Origin of the sequence: Falsirhodobacter deserti, assembly GCF_004015795.1 — a bacterium.
Taxonomy (GTDB): Bacteria; Pseudomonadota; Alphaproteobacteria; order Rhodobacterales; family Rhodobacteraceae; genus Falsirhodobacter; species Falsirhodobacter deserti.
Window position 1 is genome coordinate 67,399 of the sequence record NZ_ML137219.1, and the last position, 14,877, is coordinate 82,275.

General features: G+C 67.7%; 12 protein-coding genes and 1 pseudogene. 5 read left to right on the forward strand and 8 right to left on the reverse strand.

The window, feature by feature from the left end:
* The first annotated feature begins 19 nt into the window (after positions 1 to 19).
* The 5 genes and pseudogenes from JX25_RS11875 to JX25_RS11895 all read left to right on the forward strand — a co-directional run bounded on the left by JX25_RS11875 (position 20) and on the right by JX25_RS11895 (position 5,796).
* On the forward strand, positions 20 to 1,249 hold the full coding sequence (locus JX25_RS11875; RefSeq protein ID WP_206611580.1) for an NRAMP family divalent metal transporter: 1,230 nt from the start codon (positions 20 to 22) through the stop codon (positions 1,247 to 1,249).
* A 15-nt stretch (positions 1,250 to 1,264) separates the two neighbouring features.
* Positions 1,265 to 2,029: a LamB/YcsF family protein gene (locus JX25_RS11880; protein ID WP_128255331.1), complete on the forward strand. Its 765-nt coding sequence runs from the start codon at positions 1,265 to 1,267 to the stop codon at positions 2,027 to 2,029.
* Positions 2,026 to 2,510: pseudogene (locus JX25_RS11885) on the forward strand (D-glutamate cyclase family protein). The gene JX25_RS11880 and the pseudogene JX25_RS11885 overlap by 4 nt, the downstream one beginning before the upstream one ends.
* Positions 2,507 to 4,063 carry a 5-oxoprolinase subunit B/C family protein gene (locus JX25_RS11890; RefSeq protein WP_128255332.1) on the forward strand — a complete coding sequence of 519 codons (1,557 nt, stop codon included), beginning with the start codon at positions 2,507 to 2,509 and terminating at the stop codon, positions 4,061 to 4,063. The pseudogene JX25_RS11885 and the gene JX25_RS11890 overlap by 4 nt, the downstream one beginning before the upstream one ends.
* Positions 4,060 to 5,796 carry an acetyl/propionyl/methylcrotonyl-CoA carboxylase subunit alpha gene (locus tag JX25_RS11895; protein WP_128255333.1) on the forward strand — a complete coding sequence of 579 codons (1,737 nt, stop codon included), beginning with the start codon at positions 4,060 to 4,062 and terminating at the stop codon, positions 5,794 to 5,796. Before JX25_RS11890 ends, JX25_RS11895 begins: the two co-directional genes overlap by 4 nt.
* 16 nt (positions 5,797 to 5,812) lie before the next feature.
* Here JX25_RS11895 and JX25_RS11900 read toward each other — a convergent pair whose 3' ends face one another.
* The 8 genes from JX25_RS11900 to JX25_RS11935 form a co-directional block, all read right to left on the reverse strand.
* Positions 5,813 to 6,910: an NADH:flavin oxidoreductase/NADH oxidase gene (locus tag JX25_RS11900; RefSeq protein WP_128255334.1), complete on the reverse strand. Its 1,098-nt coding sequence runs from the start codon at positions 6,908 to 6,910 to the stop codon at positions 5,813 to 5,815.
* Positions 6,911 to 6,974: 64 nt separating this feature from the next.
* The gene (locus tag JX25_RS11905) at positions 6,975 to 7,994 is read right to left on the reverse strand and encodes a nucleotidyltransferase family protein (protein WP_128255335.1); all 1,020 of its coding nucleotides are present in this window, start codon (positions 7,992 to 7,994) and stop codon (positions 6,975 to 6,977) included.
* A gap of 40 nt (positions 7,995 to 8,034) precedes the next feature.
* The gene (locus JX25_RS11910; protein ID WP_128255336.1) at positions 8,035 to 9,060 is read right to left on the reverse strand and encodes a LacI family DNA-binding transcriptional regulator; all 1,026 of its coding nucleotides are present in this window, start codon (positions 9,058 to 9,060) and stop codon (positions 8,035 to 8,037) included.
* Positions 9,060 to 9,674, reverse strand: a complete 615-nt coding sequence (locus JX25_RS11915; RefSeq protein ID WP_206611581.1) for a dual specificity protein phosphatase family protein — start codon at positions 9,672 to 9,674, stop codon at positions 9,060 to 9,062. Before JX25_RS11915 ends, JX25_RS11910 begins: the two co-directional genes overlap by 1 nt.
* On the reverse strand, positions 9,667 to 10,461 hold the full coding sequence (locus JX25_RS11920) for an inositol monophosphatase family protein (RefSeq protein WP_128255337.1): 795 nt from the start codon (positions 10,459 to 10,461) through the stop codon (positions 9,667 to 9,669). Before JX25_RS11920 ends, JX25_RS11915 begins: the two co-directional genes overlap by 8 nt.
* A gap of 52 nt (positions 10,462 to 10,513) precedes the next feature.
* Positions 10,514 to 11,617 carry an ABC transporter substrate-binding protein gene (locus JX25_RS11925; protein WP_128255338.1) on the reverse strand — a complete coding sequence of 368 codons (1,104 nt, stop codon included), beginning with the start codon at positions 11,615 to 11,617 and terminating at the stop codon, positions 10,514 to 10,516.
* Positions 11,614 to 12,729, reverse strand: a complete 1,116-nt coding sequence (locus JX25_RS11930) for an ABC transporter ATP-binding protein (protein ID WP_128255339.1) — start codon at positions 12,727 to 12,729, stop codon at positions 11,614 to 11,616. Before JX25_RS11930 ends, JX25_RS11925 begins: the two co-directional genes overlap by 4 nt.
* Before the next feature lie 2 nt (positions 12,730 to 12,731).
* On the reverse strand, positions 12,732 to 14,540 hold the full coding sequence (locus JX25_RS11935; RefSeq protein WP_128255485.1) for an ABC transporter permease: 1,809 nt from the start codon (positions 14,538 to 14,540) through the stop codon (positions 12,732 to 12,734).
* Positions 14,541 to 14,877 lie beyond the last annotated feature (337 nt).

Here is a 14,877-nt window from a genome sequence, read left to right on the forward strand (position 1 = left end):
ACCCAGCAGGAGAGTTTCGTTGGAAAAATCAGTTCCTCCCGCCGCTTCGGCCTCGCTTCGCGGGTCCTTTATCGCGGCCATTTTCCTGATGGCGACATCCGCCATCGGTCCCGGCTTCATCACGCAAACCGCCACCTTCACCGCGCGGATGGGGGCGGCCTTTGCCTTCGCGATCCTTGCATCGATCATCATCGACTTCGTGGTGCAGCTGAACGTGTGGCGCATCACGGCGCTGACGCGGCGGCGGGCGGCGGAAACCGCGAACGCCGCGCTGCCGGGGGCGGGATACCTGCTGGCGGTACTGGTCATCATCGGCGGGCTGGCCTTCAACATCGGCAACATCGCGGGCGCGGGGCTGGGCCTGAACGCGCTTCTGGGGCTGGAGCCGAAGATCGGCGGTGCGCTTTCGGCGCTGCTGGCCATCGGGATTTTCCTTTCGGCGCGCGCGGGCTTCCTGCTGGACCGCATCATCATCGTGCTGGGCCTTGTGATGATCGCGCTGACGCTGTTCGTGGCCTTCGTGTCGAACCCGCCCGTGGGCGAGGCGCTGCGCCAGACCGTGCTGCCCGACAGCATCGATTTTGCCACCATCACCACCATCGTTGGCGGCACCGTCGGCGGCTACATCACCTATTCCGGGGCGCACCGGCTTATCGACAAGGGGTTGACGGGGCCGGAAAACCTTCCGGCCGTGACCCGCGCCGCACTGACCGGCATCGCCGTGACGGGCGTGATGCGCTTCGTGCTGTTCCTTGCCATCCTTGGCGTGGTGGCCAGCGGCGTCACACTGGATTTGTCCAGCCAGACGGCCAACCCCGCCGCGCAGGCCTTCGGACATGCCGCAGGGCAGGTGGGCATCCGCATCTTCGGGCTGGTGTTCTGGGCGGCGGCGATCACCTCGATCATCGGCGCGGCCTATACCTCGGTCAGCTTCCTGCCGGCCTTCGCCCCGATGGGCGATCGCGCCCGCAACATCGCGACCGTGATCTTCATCGCCATCTCTCTGGCTGTTTACCTGAGCCTTGGAACAGCGCCCGCCGCCATCCTTGTGTTCGTGGGCGGCTTCAACGGGCTGATCCTGCCCATCGGCCTGACCATCTTCACCTATATCGGCTTTGCGCGGTCCGACCTGATGGGCGGTCACCGCTATAACCGCCCGCTGCTTGTGGCCAGCGCCCTTGTCTGTGCGCTGACATGGTGGATGGGGTGGCGGTCGGTCGGAACCATCTTCGCCTTTATCGGTCTTTGAACGGGAGGAGCCCACATGCAGATCGACCTGAACAGCGACCTTGGCGAAAGCTTCGGCGCGTGGCGCATGGGCGATGATGCCACGATGCTGGGGATCGTCAGTTCCGCCAACGTGGCCTGCGGGTTTCATGCGGGCGATCCGGTGGGCATCCTTGCCACCCTGCGCGAAGCTGCGGCCCGCGGTGTGGCGGTGGGTGCGCATGTCGGCTATCGCGATCTGCAGGGCTTCGGGCGGCGCAAGATTGATGTCGCTTCGGACGATCTGACGGCGGACGTGATCTATCAGATCGGGGCGCTGCAGGGGCTGGCCCGCGCGGCGGGCACGCGGGTGGCTTACGTCAAGCCGCATGGCGCGCTTTACAATACCGTCGCGGGTGATGCGCGGCAGGCCGATGCCGTGATCGCGGGGATGCTGGCGGTGGATCCGTCGCTGGTGATGATGGGCCTTGCCGGGGCACCGGTCCTTGAACGCGCCCGCGCCGCCGGTCTGCCCGTGGTGGCCGAGGCGTTTGCCGACCGCGCCTATACTGCCGAAGGGCTGCTGGTGTCGCGCCATGAAAAGGGCGCGGTTCTGCACGACCCCGAGGTTGTGGCCGCACGGATGCTGCGCCTTGCGACCGATGGCGTGATCGAGGCGATCGACGGCACCCCCCTGCGGCTGGAGGCGTCCAGCATCTGCATCCACGGCGACAGCCCTGGCGCGGTGGCCATGGCGCAGCGCGTGCGCGAGGTGCTGGTGGCAGCCGGCGTATCCATCCGTTCCTTCGCGGGGGGCGCATGACCCTCGACATCACCGCCGCCCGTTCCGCGCGCGAGGCGTTTCGCGCGGGACGCATCGCGCCCTCGGCCGGACTGGCGCCGGGGTTCACGCAATGCAACATGATCCCGCTTCCCAAGGATTGGGCGCGGGATTTCCTGCTTTATGCGCAGCGCAACCCCAAGGCCTGCCCCGTGCTGGACGTGACGGAAGCGGGCAGCCGTGAGACAGCGCTGGCCCAGGGGGCGGATCTGCGCCGCGACCTGCCGCTTTACCGCATCTGGCGCGATGGCCGGTTAGAGGCGGAGGTTCCCGACGCCTCGGCCGCATGGGCGGACCATCCCGGGAATCCGGTGCAGATCCGCGAGGGTGAGGTGCCGGTGTTCTGGGCCTGCGGGGTGACGCCGCAGGCGGCTGTCATGGCCTCGGGCGTGCCATTTGCCATCACCCATGCCCCCGGCCTATGTTCGTGACCGACATTCCCGATGCGAGGTGGCAGGTATGACCCCCCAGTTCCTGCCGATCGGCCCGCGCGCCTTCTTGGTGCAACTGTCCGATCTGGATGAAACGCTGGCGCTGTTCGACGCGCTGACCGCCGATCCCGTTCCCGGCGTGGCCGAGATCGTGCCCGCCGCCCGCACGCTGATGATCCGCACGGCGCCGGGCACGGCGGCGGACGGGCATCTGGCCGCCGCCATCCTTGCCCGTGTTCCCGAAGAACGCCGCGAGGCTGGCAGCGCCCCCCCGATGGAACTTCCCGTCACCTATGGCGGCGAGGATCTGGACGAGGTGGCCCGCCACATGGGCCTGACCGTGGCCGAGGTTGTGGCCGCCCATCAGGCGGCAACGTGGCAGGTGGCGTTTTGCGGTTTCGCCCCCGGTTTCGCCTATATGACCTGCGATGACCCGCGGTTCGATCTGCCGCGCCGCCCGTCGCCGCGCACCCGCATTCCGGCAGGTGCGCTGGCGCTGGCGGGCCGCTTTTCCGGCATCTATCCGCTGGAATCGCCGGGGGGATGGCAACTGATCGGGCAATGCGACGTGCCGATGTTCGATCTGGATCGCAGCCCGCCCGCCTTGCTGCAGCCGGGCATGCGGGTGCAGTTCGTGGATCGCGCCGCCCCCAAACGCGCGCCCCGCAAGGTGGCCCCGCAGCCGGCAACGGGCCTTCGCATCCTGTCCACCCCTTTTCCGGTTCTTGTGCAGGACGAAGGACGCGCGGGGCAGGCGGGGCAGGGCGTGTCCGCCGCCGGTGCGCTGGATCTGGGCGCGATGCGGCGGGCCAACCGCCGCGCGGGCAACCCTTCGGGTGCGGCGGTGCTGGAAATCACGCTGGGACCCGTACGCCTGACGGTGGACGATCCCGTGACGCTGGTTCTGGACGGTGCCGCCGATCGCGCCGAGGTGGAGGGAACGCCCGTCGATCCCGCCCGCCCCTTCGCGCTGGACGCGGGCGAGGTTCTGACCATCCACGCCCCCGCCCGCGGGATGCGCAGCGTGCTGGCCGTGCGCGGCGGTTTCGCGGTGTCGCCGGTGCTGCAATCGGCGTCCCGCGATACGCTGGCCCATATCGGGCCGGAACCGCTGACCGACGGCGCAGTGATCGCGCTGGCCCATGCGCCTGCGGATGCGGTTGATCCGCGTGCGGCCCCCGCGCGCGCCCTTCCGGCAGCGGGGGAGGTCGTTGCCCTGCCCGTCACCCTTGGCCCCCGCACCGACTGGTTCGATGAAGAAACCGTTGCCCGCTTCCTGTCGCAGGACTGGACGGTGACACCGCTTTCGTCCCGCGTCGGAATGCGGCTGGAGGGGGAGGCGCTGACCCGCACCGACATGCGCGAGCTTCCCTCCGAAGGGACGGAAACCGGGGCAATCCAGATCCCGCATTCCGGCCAGCCCGTCCTGTTTCTGGCCGATCATCCGCTGACCGGCGGTTATCCCGTGATCGCGACCGTGCTGCCGCAGGCGCTGGACCTAGCGGCCCAGATCCCGCCCGGCGCGCGCATCCGCTTCACCGCCGACCGGCCCTTTGCCCCCATATTGCCCGAGGCATCCGCATGACCCTGTTTCTTGACCCGACCGACCCGAACCGGGTTCGCCGCATCCTGATCGCCAACCGCGGCGAGATCGCGCTGCGCGTGATCCGTGCCTGCCGCGACGAGGGGGTGGAGGCGGTTGCCGTTTATGCCGATGCCGACCGTGACGCGCCTTTCGTGCGGGCGGCGGATGCGGCCTATCCCCTTGGGGGCGACCGGCCGGCCGATACCTATCTGGACGCCGGAAAGCTGCTGGCCATCGCGGCGAAGGCGGGTGCGGATGCAGTGCATCCCGGTTATGGCTTCCTGTCGGAAAATGCCGGTTTCGCACGCGCCGTCCAGCAGGCCGGGCTGATCTGGATCGGCCCCGATCCGCAGGTGATCGAGGCGCTTGGCGACAAGATCGAAGCGCGCCGCATCGCCGAGGCGGTGGGCGCGCCGCAGGTCGCAGGCTCTCCCGGGCCCGTCACGGCGGCCGAGGCGCTGGCCTTTGCCCGCGATCACGGCCTGCCCATCGCGATCAAGGCGGCCTTTGGCGGCGGCGGTCGCGGCATGAAGGTCGCGTGGCGGCTGGAGGAGGTGGAGGAGCTGTTCGACAGCGCCGTGCGCGAGGCTGTCACCGCCTTCGGCCGCGGCGAATGTTTCGTGGAGCAGTTCCTTGATCGCCCCCGCCACATCGAGGCGCAGGTGCTGGCCGACCGTCACGGCACGGTGAAGGTGCTGGGCACGCGCGATTGTTCGCTTCAGCGCCGCAACCAGAAGCTGGTCGAAGAAGCCCCCGCGCCCTTCCTGCCCGACGATCTGCGCACCCGCATCCACGATGCCGCCCGCGCGATCTGCGCCCATGCCGGATACAGCGGGGCCGGCACGGTGGAGTTCCTGCTTTCGGCCAATGGCACGCTTTCGTTCCTTGAGGTGAATACACGCCTTCAGGTCGAACATCCCGTGACCGAGGAAACCACCGGCATCGACATCGTGCGCGCCATGATCCGCGTGGCGGGCGGCGCGCGCCTTGCGGATGACAGCGTGCCCGAACCGCGCGGCCACTCGATCGAGTTTCGGATCAATGCCGAAGATCCGGCCCGCGGCTTCCTGCCCACCCCCGGCCCCGTCACGCTGTGGGATCCGCCGGGCGGGCCGGGCGTACGGATCGACAGCGGCGTGACCACGGGCGGCACCGTCGCCCCCGCATTCGATTCCATGATGGCCAAGCTGATCGTGACGGGCGCCACGCGGAACGAGGCGCTGGCCCGCGCCACCCGCGCGCTGGCCGAATTCCGGGTGGAGGGGGTGGCGACGGTTCTGCCTTTCCACCGCCTTGTGGTGACGGCCCCCGATTTCCGCGACGATTTCCGCGTCCACACCCGCTGGATCGAAACGGACTTTGCCGAAACCGTTGCGGGGCTGGAAGGGCATGCGCGGGTGTCGCCCGCGGAAAGCGTTCCGCTGGTGCGCATGACGATCGAGATCGACGGCAAGCGGCACGAGCTGGGGCTGCCGGCGGGGATGCTTTCCGCCTCCACCGCCGCGCCGGTCCGGGCGGCTTCCGATGACGGGGTGACCGCGCCGGTGGCCGGAACACTGACCCTGTGGCAGGCCGAGGACGGCGCCGAGGTTGCGGCGGGCGACGTGATCGCCGTGATGGAGGCGATGAAGATGGAAACGCGCGTCGAGGCACCGCGTGCGGGGCGCCTGACGCGGCTGGCCGAAGCGGGCGCCGTGCTTTCCGCCGGCGCGCCGCTGGCCCGGATCGACTGATCCGGGCGCTGCGCCCTCAGCGGTGCAGAAGGTCGCGGAAGCGGCGGGGCTGGCAGCGCAGGTATTGCGGCGCAACGCGAACCTGCGCGCCCAGATGCGCCGCCGCGTGCCACGGCCAGCGCGGATCGTAAAGCACGCCGCGGGCGATGGCGATCATGTCGGCATCGCCCGTGGCCACGATGGCTTCGGCATGTTCGGGATCGGAGATCAGGCCCACGGCCACCACGGGCATGGACACCGCCTGCTTCACCGCGCGGGCCAGCGGCACCTGGTATCCGGGGCCGACGGGGATATCCTGATCGGGATGCAGCCCGCCCGAGGAGATGTGGATGCCGGCGCAGCCCCGCGCCTCCAGTTCCTTGGCAAAGGCGATGGTCTGGTCAATATCCCAGCCGCCATCCACCCAGTCCGTGCCGGACACGCGCACGGTGACGGGATAGCCTTCGGGAACGGCGGCCTTCATCGCCTCGAACACCTCCAGCGGGAAACGCATCCGGTTTTCCAGCGACCCGCCATAGCTGTCCGTGCGCCGGTTCGACAGGGGCGACAGGAATTCGTGCAGCAGGTATCCGTGGGCGGCGTGGATCTGGATCGCGTCGATGCCAAGGCGGACACTGCGGCGGGCGGCTTCGGCAAAGGCGTCGCGCAGGCGGGCAAGGCCGGCATCATCCAGCGCGACGGGGGCCACCTCGCTGTCCAGATAAGGCACGTCCGAAGGGGCCTCGGTTTGCCAGCCGTTTTCGGCATCCGGTGCGATCTGGTCGCCCCCGTCCCACGGCTTCGAGGTGGAGGCCTTGCGCCCCGCATGGGCAAGCTGGATCGCGATGGGCATGTCCGATACCGCGCGCACGGCTTTCAGCGTGCGGGCCATCGCCTCTTCGGTGGCATCATCCCAAAGACCCACATCGCCATAGGAGATGCGGCCCTCGGGCACCACGGCGGTCGCCTCGATCGTCAGCAGCGCGGCGCCGGAAAGGGCAAGCTGGCCGTAATGGATGGTGTGCCAGTCGGTCATGCGGCCATCCTCGGCCGAATACTGGCACATGGGCGCGATGACGATGCGGTTTTCCAGCGTCTGAGAGCCGACCTGCACGGGGGTGAAGAGGGTGGCCATGAACGTCTCCGTTTTCATCTTGGGGCGGTAATCTATGTGCGGGGGCGCCGCGCCGCCACCCGCATCACGACAGCGTGTGCAGAAGGGCCGCCGTATCCGGCATCCGCGCCAGCGAGGCATCGATCCGCCTGCCCCAGTTCGGGCCGCGCGCCCGGGCATCTTCCAGCGCAAGGGCCAGATCGTCGGGGCGATCTTCGGCCAGCGCAGCGATCAGGAAGGCGGCCTGCGCACGGTCCTTCACCGATTTCAGCGCATTCGGGCCGCCTTGCCGCCTGTCGGCCACGATCAGCTTGTGGATGGCGAAGCGTTCGGGCCGCGGCACCTGCACCAGAACGCCCGAACGATACAGAACCGCGGCGCGGATGGGTTCGGCGATCAGGTAGTTCAGGAAATGCAGCGATTGCGCCGAAACGCCAAGCGCGGGCAGATCGCGGATGTCTTCATCGGGGCGGAAGCTGGGGGTCAGAAACTCCACCAGCGTGTCGGAGCGGGTCTGCTTCCACCGCCAGACAGCGTGGCCCTGAACCGACGGGACGGGTTCGAAATCGAATTGGCGGAAGGTGTCGGCCAGCGGGGTGTCCACCCGATCCTCCAGCGCCAGCGACAGGCGTTCGAACTGGGCGATGTCCAGATCGCCGGTTTGCGCCGTCTGGTCAAAGGCAAGGCGCAGGCCAAGCTCCCCTTCATACAGGCGGAAGGCGTGGGTGCCGACGATCGTGCCGCCCAGCCGGAACACGCCCGCCTTGGCCATTGCGGCATAAAGCGATCCGGTGCCGGCATCGGTGGGCAGGAACCCTTCGGCCCGCAGGATGCGCACAAGGCGGGCCCGGTGGGCGGCGCGGGCCTTCGCCTCGGCCTGAAGGTCGCGGTGGCGGGCGATGTCGGCGGCAAGCTGGGGCGTATCCTCGCCGATATAGCGTTTGCGCACGGAAGATCCGATGCGCCACAGGTCATACCAATAGGCGCGGTTGCCCCGCACCTCGCGGAAGGGCGTGCCACGGATTTCCGCCGCGCGTTCCGAGGCGAGGCTGGACAGCAGATCGTGATAGGCCGCATGGGCCACGGGGCTGTGACGTTGGATCATGGACAACAACCTTTGCGTTTGTTGTCCATACCAAAAACTGTCATGGAATACAATCTTCGGCGTTGTTGTCCATGAAGGGCCGGATCGTGCCGCGCCACACTGGCGCCGCGGGCAGCATGGTGCAGCTGGCCCCCGTTTGCCGCAAATTGCGCAGGATCACGGCCGCAATCTCATCGAAAGGTTGGGCGAAGGTGGTCAGATCATGCCCCTGCCAGCCCGCCTGCGGAATATCGTCAAAGCCCAGCAGGCACAGATCCTGCGGCACGCGCAGGCGGAAATCCTGCCTTGCGCTGCCCAGAAACCCAAGCGCGATCAGATCGTTGATGCAGAACACGCCGTCGGGGCGGGTTGCGCCGGCCAGAACCTCGCGCGCGGCGCGCTGGCCGGTGGCATAGGACGTGCTGCCCCCGCGCCAGACCTGCGCCTCAAGGCCCAGAAGGTGCATCTCCTCCAGGAACATCCGTTCGCGCTGCATCAGGCTGGCCGTCCCGCTGGCGGAGTTGACGACCGTGACGCGCCTGCATCCCGCGCGCTGCATCATCCGCGCCCCGTCGCGCATTGCGGTGCGGTAATCGATGCGGATGTGGTGCACATCCTCCAGCGCGTCATCGCGGTTGATCAGGATGACGCGCTGGCCCGCCCCGATGCACAGCCGCACCAGGTCGGCAGGCGGCGTGCCCGACAGCACGATGGTGGCGCTGGCGCGGTACTGCAGGGTGCTTTGCAACGCCTCGCGCGCGCTGGCAGGGTCAGACCCGGCATTGATCACCATCGCCATGCGCCCCGCTTCTTGCAGGCGGCGGGTGATCGCTTCCAGCAGGCAGGCCTGGAACGGGGCGGACAGATCGGCCCCCAGAAGGCAGACGGGGCGGCTTTCCTCTTTGGAAATGCCGCGCGCAAGGTGGTTCACGTGGTAATTCAGCTGCGCTGCCGCCGCCATGACCTTGGCGCGCGTTGCGTCCGACACGCTGGCCCCGTCGGTGAAGCTGCGCGACACGGCCGAGCGGGACACGCCGGCCAGACGCGCCACATCGGCGGCCGAGGGGAGAGGAGGGCGCACAGGCATCACGGCAAATGCGGCTGGATCATCCGCGCCATGTTGGCGGCCCAACGCGCCGCGTCAACCAGAACGGGCTTTGGCGCCTCGAACCATTCGTCGGGATGCAACATGCGGGCATGGCGGACGTGATCCACCGCCGCATCCAGCGTGGCATAACGATCAGGGCGTTCAAGGTGCAGGAACAGCGCCACCAGCGTGGCCGAGCGGCTGCGCCCGCCGCGGCAATGCACCAGCACGTTGCCCTTTTCGCGCAGCGGATAGCTGGGCTTCACGGGAAGGTCCTGCGCCAGAAGCCCTGCAAGCTGGTAATACCCCGCCAGCATCATCGGTGCGGGGTTTCCCGGCCCGTCCACGATGCCCAGCTTGTAATACCGCACGAAGCCGGGGCCGAAGGCAATGTTCCCCGCCTCGGGCGCGGGGGGTTGCACCACGTTGATGTCAAGGTTAACGGCGCAGTTCAGCACGGCGGTGATGTTGTGCCGCGCAAGCAGCGCGGGATCGGAGGCCGCCTGCTTGTCGCCGATGAACAGGTCCACGCCCGATCCGGGCAGGTCCCGTTCGATCAGGCTGATCCACGGGCGCTGCGCCGTCATCTGTTCCAGTGTCAGCGCATCAGCCATGCCGCGTTCCTTCGGTGAAGGCGGCCAGCAACGGGGCGGCGATGCCAGCGGCGGCGGCGAAAACGGGGCCGGGGCGGGCAACATCGGTCAGGATCTCGGGCCAGAGGGCGGTTTGCCCGCCCGCCTCGCGCACCATCAGAAGGCCGGCAAGGCAGTCCCAGCAGTTCATCTCGATTTCCAGATACCCGTCGCTGCGCCCTTCGGCCACCCAGGCCAGCGCCAGCGCGCCCGAGCCGCCACGGCGGATGCTCGCCCCGCCCGTCAGAAGGTTGCGCTGCACCTGAAGATACTGCTCCACCGAGGTGCGGCGCGACCAGCCGAATTCCACCGATGCGGTATCAAGCGTGGCCGTGGCCGCCGCCCGCATCGGCGCACCGTTCTTCGTGGCCCCGCCGCCGCGGCGGGCAAACCAGCGTTCGTTGCTGATGGGCTGGATGATGGCGCCCAGTTCCGTCACGCCCTCCACCACCACCGCGATGCAGACGCAGAAATGCGGCACGCGGCGGGCGAAGTTCGCGGTGCCGTCGATCGGGTCGATCACCCACAGAACAGGGGCAAGGCTGCCGCCGCCCTCTTCGCCAAGGATGCCGTCATCGGGGAAGGTTTCGGCAAGGCGCGCGCGGATATGCGCTTCAACCGCAAGGTCCGTTTCGGTCAGGAAATCCTGCGGGCCTTTCATCGTGAAGCTTGCGGCCTTGGCAAAGCCTTCGCGGGCGATCTCTGCCGCCTCGGTCATCAGGGTTCGCAGAAAGGCGGCGCGGCTGTCCATGTCGGGGGGTGTTGTCATTGGTGTTCATCGCCTGAAGGGGCGCGGGCCGGCATGGCCCGCGCGAAAGATGTTACGAGCCGCGACGGCTCAGCGCCCAAAGGTCCTGCCAGTCCTGCCGGCTGTTCCAGTCGTCCTGCGCGGTTGCCGCGTCATACTGCATCAGCGCGTCCGCATGGGCCCCCACGCCCGAGGGTTCATCGGCCGGAAGCGCGTTGTCCGTGTTGGTGGACATTTTGCCGTCGATCGCCTGCGGGGCAATACCTTCCTCCGTCAGAAGATAGTGGACGAACAGTTTCGCCGCGTTGGGGCTGTCGCTGTCGGTCGTGATGAAGGCCAGCGAGGGGTAAAGCCAGCCGGCAAAGGGCTGCATGTCGGCGCAAAGGCCCAGCGTCATGCCATTGGCGTTTTCACGGAACTTGGCGGTGCTGACAAGGCCGATGAAGTTTTCGGTCGCATCGGGTGCGCCCACGGCTTCGGCCGCGTTTGAATCGCTGTCGGTCAGCAGCGGCTGGTTTGCGGCCATGGCGGCCACCCAGGCCCCGGTCGCGCTGCTTTCATCCGTTTCCAGCGGCTTGCCGTAATGGGCTTCATAGGCGGCGGCCATCGCATCGTCGTGGTGCGTGGCCATCTGGTTGAACCAGTCGGTATAGGACGGCTTGCCCAGCGGATCCTGCATGCTGACATGGCCGCGCCATTCCGGCTCGGTCAGCTCCCATATGTTCGAAACGGGGCAGCTTTCGTTCAGCTCCGTGTTGAACGACCACACGTTGGGAGAGTTCACGACAACCAGCGGGTCGCGATACAGCGCCGGCACCTTGTCTTCCATGTCGGGCGGAAGATAGCTGGTGACGTATCCGGTATCGACCAGTTGCGCCATCGCGGCAGGCGCATCCGACAGGATGACGACGTCGGCGCGCACGTTGCCGGCCCGCGCCTCGCCCGTGACGATCTTCAGCGTGGCGGGGGCCTTGGATTTGATCCCCTCGGCCTGAAGGCCATAGGTTCGGGCGAAGGCGTCGGCCTGTTCCTTGATCTTGCCGGTGGAATCGTAAACCGTCAGGGGCGGTTCGGATCTCGCCGCCTCGATCAGGGCGTTCAGGTCGAAATCCTGCGCGGCGGCGGCGGTGGCGAAGGCGCTGCCCAGAAGGGCCGCGGAAACGGGAAGGAACTTCATCGGATGGTTTCCTGCACAAGGGCGGGTTGAAGGGAACGGGCCGGCGGGCACGGGATGCGCCCGCCGCAAGCGTCGAAAAGATGCAGCGCTTCGGGGCGGGGCAGGGCGTAAAGACGCTGGCCTGCCTGCCAGCCGGGCGGCACATGGGTGACGTGGAAAAGCTGCCCCCCCTCGGCCGGGTGGCCAAGATCGAGGATCCATGATCCGCCCGTCGGCAGCACGGCGCGCAGATCCACCGGGATCGCGCCGGGGGTGGGGGTGCGCGACAGCATCACGCCTTCGGGCCGCAGCCCCACCGCCACCGCCTGCCGGATGTCCGACAGGCCGCCGGCGGCCAGAATCGCATCGGCCAGCGCCGTGCCGGTGGCGATCATGTTGATGGGCGGGTTGCCGATGAATTCGGCCACGAAGCGGTTCGCGGGCTGGCCATAGATCTGGTCCGGCGTGCCCACCTGCTGCAGCTGGCCGCCATTCATCACCGCGATGCGGGTGGACAGGGTCATGGCTTCCCACTGGTCATGGGTGACGAACACGATGGTGGTGCCGAAATCGCGGTGCAGGCGGCTCAACTCCTCGCGCATGCGCAGGCGCAGCGCGGCGTCAAGGTTGGACAGCGGTTCATCCAGCAGCAGGACGCGCGGGTTCACGGCCAGCATCCGCGCCAGCGCCACACGCTGCTGTTGCCCGCCCGAAAGCTGCGAGGGATAGCGTGCGCCAAGCCCGTCGATCCGCAGCATGGCCATCACCTCGTTCACGCGGGCGCGGCGGGCGGCACGGTCCATCTTGCGCAGGCGCAGGCCGAATTCGATGTTCCGTTCCACCGTCATGTGCGGCCAAAGGGCATAGGACTGGAAGACCAGCCCGATCCCGCGTTTTTCGGGCGGCACGAAGCGGCCCTCCTGCACGCCGTCCACGACCTGCCCGCGGATGGTGATGCGCCCGCCGGTCGATGTTTCCAGCCCCGCGATCATCCGCAGCATCGTCGTCTTGCCGCAGCCCGAAGGGCCGAGGATGCACATGAACTCCCCCTCCTCGATCCGCAGGGACACGTCGTTCACGACGGGGGTTTGGCCAAAGCGCTTGGCAAGATGGTCCAGTTCGATGATGGGCATGGTCAGCCTCCCACTCCGTTGGCAAGGCCGGTGCCCGTGATGCGATTGATGAGAACCGTTCCGCCCCAGGCCAGCAGCGCGATCATCAGCACGACCGCATTGGCCGCCTGCGTGTAGTTGTAGTCGATCAGCCGCAGCGACCATGTCGTCAGCACGTCGGTCGCAGGAACGGCAAGGATGATGAAAAGGCTGACGCCCTTGATGCCCGAGATGAAGGGAAGCAGCACCGCCGCCACCATCGGCCCTTTCTGGATCGGAAGCACGATCGACCCGATGCGCCGCAGCCAGCCCGCGCCCGCGATGCGGCCCGCTTCCTCCGCCTCCCGGCCAAGCTGCGTCATCGCCGCGATCCCCGAGCGGGAGGCGAAGGGCATCTGGTCGGCCACAAGCGCCAGAAGCAGGATCAGGGGCGTGCCGTAAAGCGCCGGGATCGGCCCCACCGGCCCTGCGAACAGCGCAAGAAAGGCGGCGGCAAAGGCGATGCCCGGCACCAGATAGGGCATGAACGTGATGTGGCGCAGCGCCGTTGCCAGCGCCCGCCACGGGCTGCGGATCACGACATATCCCACAAGCATCCCCAGAACGCCTGCGATGATCGACGCGGTTCCGACGATGGAGACCGAATTCCAGCCCGCCTGCCAGAATTCGGCGGTGCGCAGGATGCCGCTTGGCAGGGCGATGGTGTCAAGATCGGTGCCGATCCAGTAATCCAGGGTGAAGTTCCCGGCCGTGAACCGGCCCGGAATTCGCATCACGGTTGAAAGGGCCAGAACCGTCAGCGGGATGATGACGCCGTTGGCGAAGAAGCCGCCCGCCAGCCCGAAGGCGGGCCAGCGCCAGCCCCGCAGCGGTTGCGCGCGCCCCGTCTGCCCACCCTTGCCCGAGATGAGGGCGAAGCGCTGCGCCTCTCGCGTCATGCGGGCGTCAAGCAGCAGGGCGATCATGCCGATGGCCACGATGACGGCGCCGAACACCGCCGCGATGCCGTTCTGCTGCGTGCTGATCGACCGGTAAAGCGAGGTGGACAGCGTTTCATATCCAACCGGCAGCCCAAGGATGTAGGGAACGGCGAATTCCCCGATCGCATCGGCAAAGATCAGAAGGCTTGCCGACAGCACGGCGGGGCGCATCAGCGGCAGCACGATCGTCCACGTGATGCGCGGGCCGGATGCGCCCAGCACGCGGGCCACGTCCTCCAGCTGTGCATCCAGACGGCGCAGCGCGTTGCCCGTCAGCAGGATCACGAAGGGGATATAGTGCAGCGACAGCACGATCACCGTGGGCAGCGCGCCATAGGCGATGCCGTCGGGAACGGCGATGCCCAGCGTTTGCGCCCAGCCGGGTTGCCCGCCGACGGTCTGGTTCTTGAACAGCGTGGTCCATGCCAGCGCGAAGGTCCATGTGGGCAGCATGAAGGGCACGATCAGCGCGGTGGAAAACCAGCGCCGCGCGGGCAGGTCCGTCCGCGCCACCAGCCATGCAAGAAGCGTACCCAGCGTGATAGAAATGGCGATGGTGCAGGCCGCGATGGCCATCGTGTTGGCCAGCGGCGCCCAGAACAGGATTTCCGACATGCGCGAGGCGAAGACGCGGGCAAGGTAATAGGTCGTGAACTCCCCCGCCTCCACGCCGGTGCGGATGCTATCGCCGGTCTGGCTGATGACCACGTCGCGCAGGATGGTGGCCAGCGGCGCTGCGATCAGCAGCCCGAACAGCGCCAGCAGGGCCACGCCGATGAACACCGTCGGATCCTGAAGGGCGATGGCGATGCGATGTCGCAGGGGGGCGGGCGGGGCAAGGGGGCCGAACATGATTTCTCCGGTCGTCATCTGCCCCCGGTCTAGGGCGGCTGGATGACAGGAGCATGACGTTCTGCACATATGTGCATCAGCGTTGATTGGTCTATAATGCGTTTGTGTCGGGCAGGATGAAACATCGTGCAATCGCGCATTCCATCGCCAAAAGACGATCGATTGCGGGTTGCTGTTTTTCGGCAAGAGGGTTGGCAAAGGCGCCCGGTTGGTACCGTTTCACCCATGACGCATGCCTTTCCCGCCCCTCCGGTCAGTGATGTGTCAGCCTCCTGACCGTCGGCTCGCCCTTGTCGCAGTGGACCGGCAACGCGGTTTCGCAAGGCGGAATTCTCGA

Excerpts from the sequence above, each read along its gene's own strand:
- JX25_RS11915 (WP_206611581.1), bottom strand. The coding sequence starts at position 9,674 with ATGGCTGATGCGCTGACACTGGAACAGATGACGGCGCAGCGCCCGTGG.
- JX25_RS11900 (WP_128255334.1), bottom strand. The coding sequence starts at position 6,910 with ATGGCCACCCTCTTCACCCCCGTGCAGGTCGGCTCTCAGACGCTGGAA.
- JX25_RS11895 (WP_128255333.1), top strand. The coding sequence starts at position 4,060 with ATGACCCTGTTTCTTGACCCGACCGACCCGAACCGGGTTCGCCGCATC.
- JX25_RS11880 (WP_128255331.1), top strand. The coding sequence starts at position 1,265 with ATGCAGATCGACCTGAACAGCGACCTTGGCGAAAGCTTCGGCGCGTGG.
- JX25_RS11905 (WP_128255335.1), bottom strand. The coding sequence starts at position 7,994 with ATGATCCAACGTCACAGCCCCGTGGCCCATGCGGCCTATCACGATCTG.
- JX25_RS11890 (WP_128255332.1), top strand. The coding sequence starts at position 2,507 with ATGACCCCCCAGTTCCTGCCGATCGGCCCGCGCGCCTTCTTGGTGCAA.
- JX25_RS11920 (WP_128255337.1), bottom strand. The coding sequence starts at position 10,461 with ATGACAACACCCCCCGACATGGACAGCCGCGCCGCCTTTCTGCGAACC.
- JX25_RS11935 (WP_128255485.1), bottom strand. The coding sequence starts at position 14,540 with ATGTTCGGCCCCCTTGCCCCGCCCGCCCCCCTGCGACATCGCATCGCC.
- JX25_RS11930 (WP_128255339.1), bottom strand. The coding sequence starts at position 12,729 with ATGCCCATCATCGAACTGGACCATCTTGCCAAGCGCTTTGGCCAAACC.
- JX25_RS11910 (WP_128255336.1), bottom strand. The coding sequence starts at position 9,060 with ATGCCTGTGCGCCCTCCTCTCCCCTCGGCCGCCGATGTGGCGCGTCTG.
- JX25_RS11925 (WP_128255338.1), bottom strand. The coding sequence starts at position 11,617 with ATGAAGTTCCTTCCCGTTTCCGCGGCCCTTCTGGGCAGCGCCTTCGCC.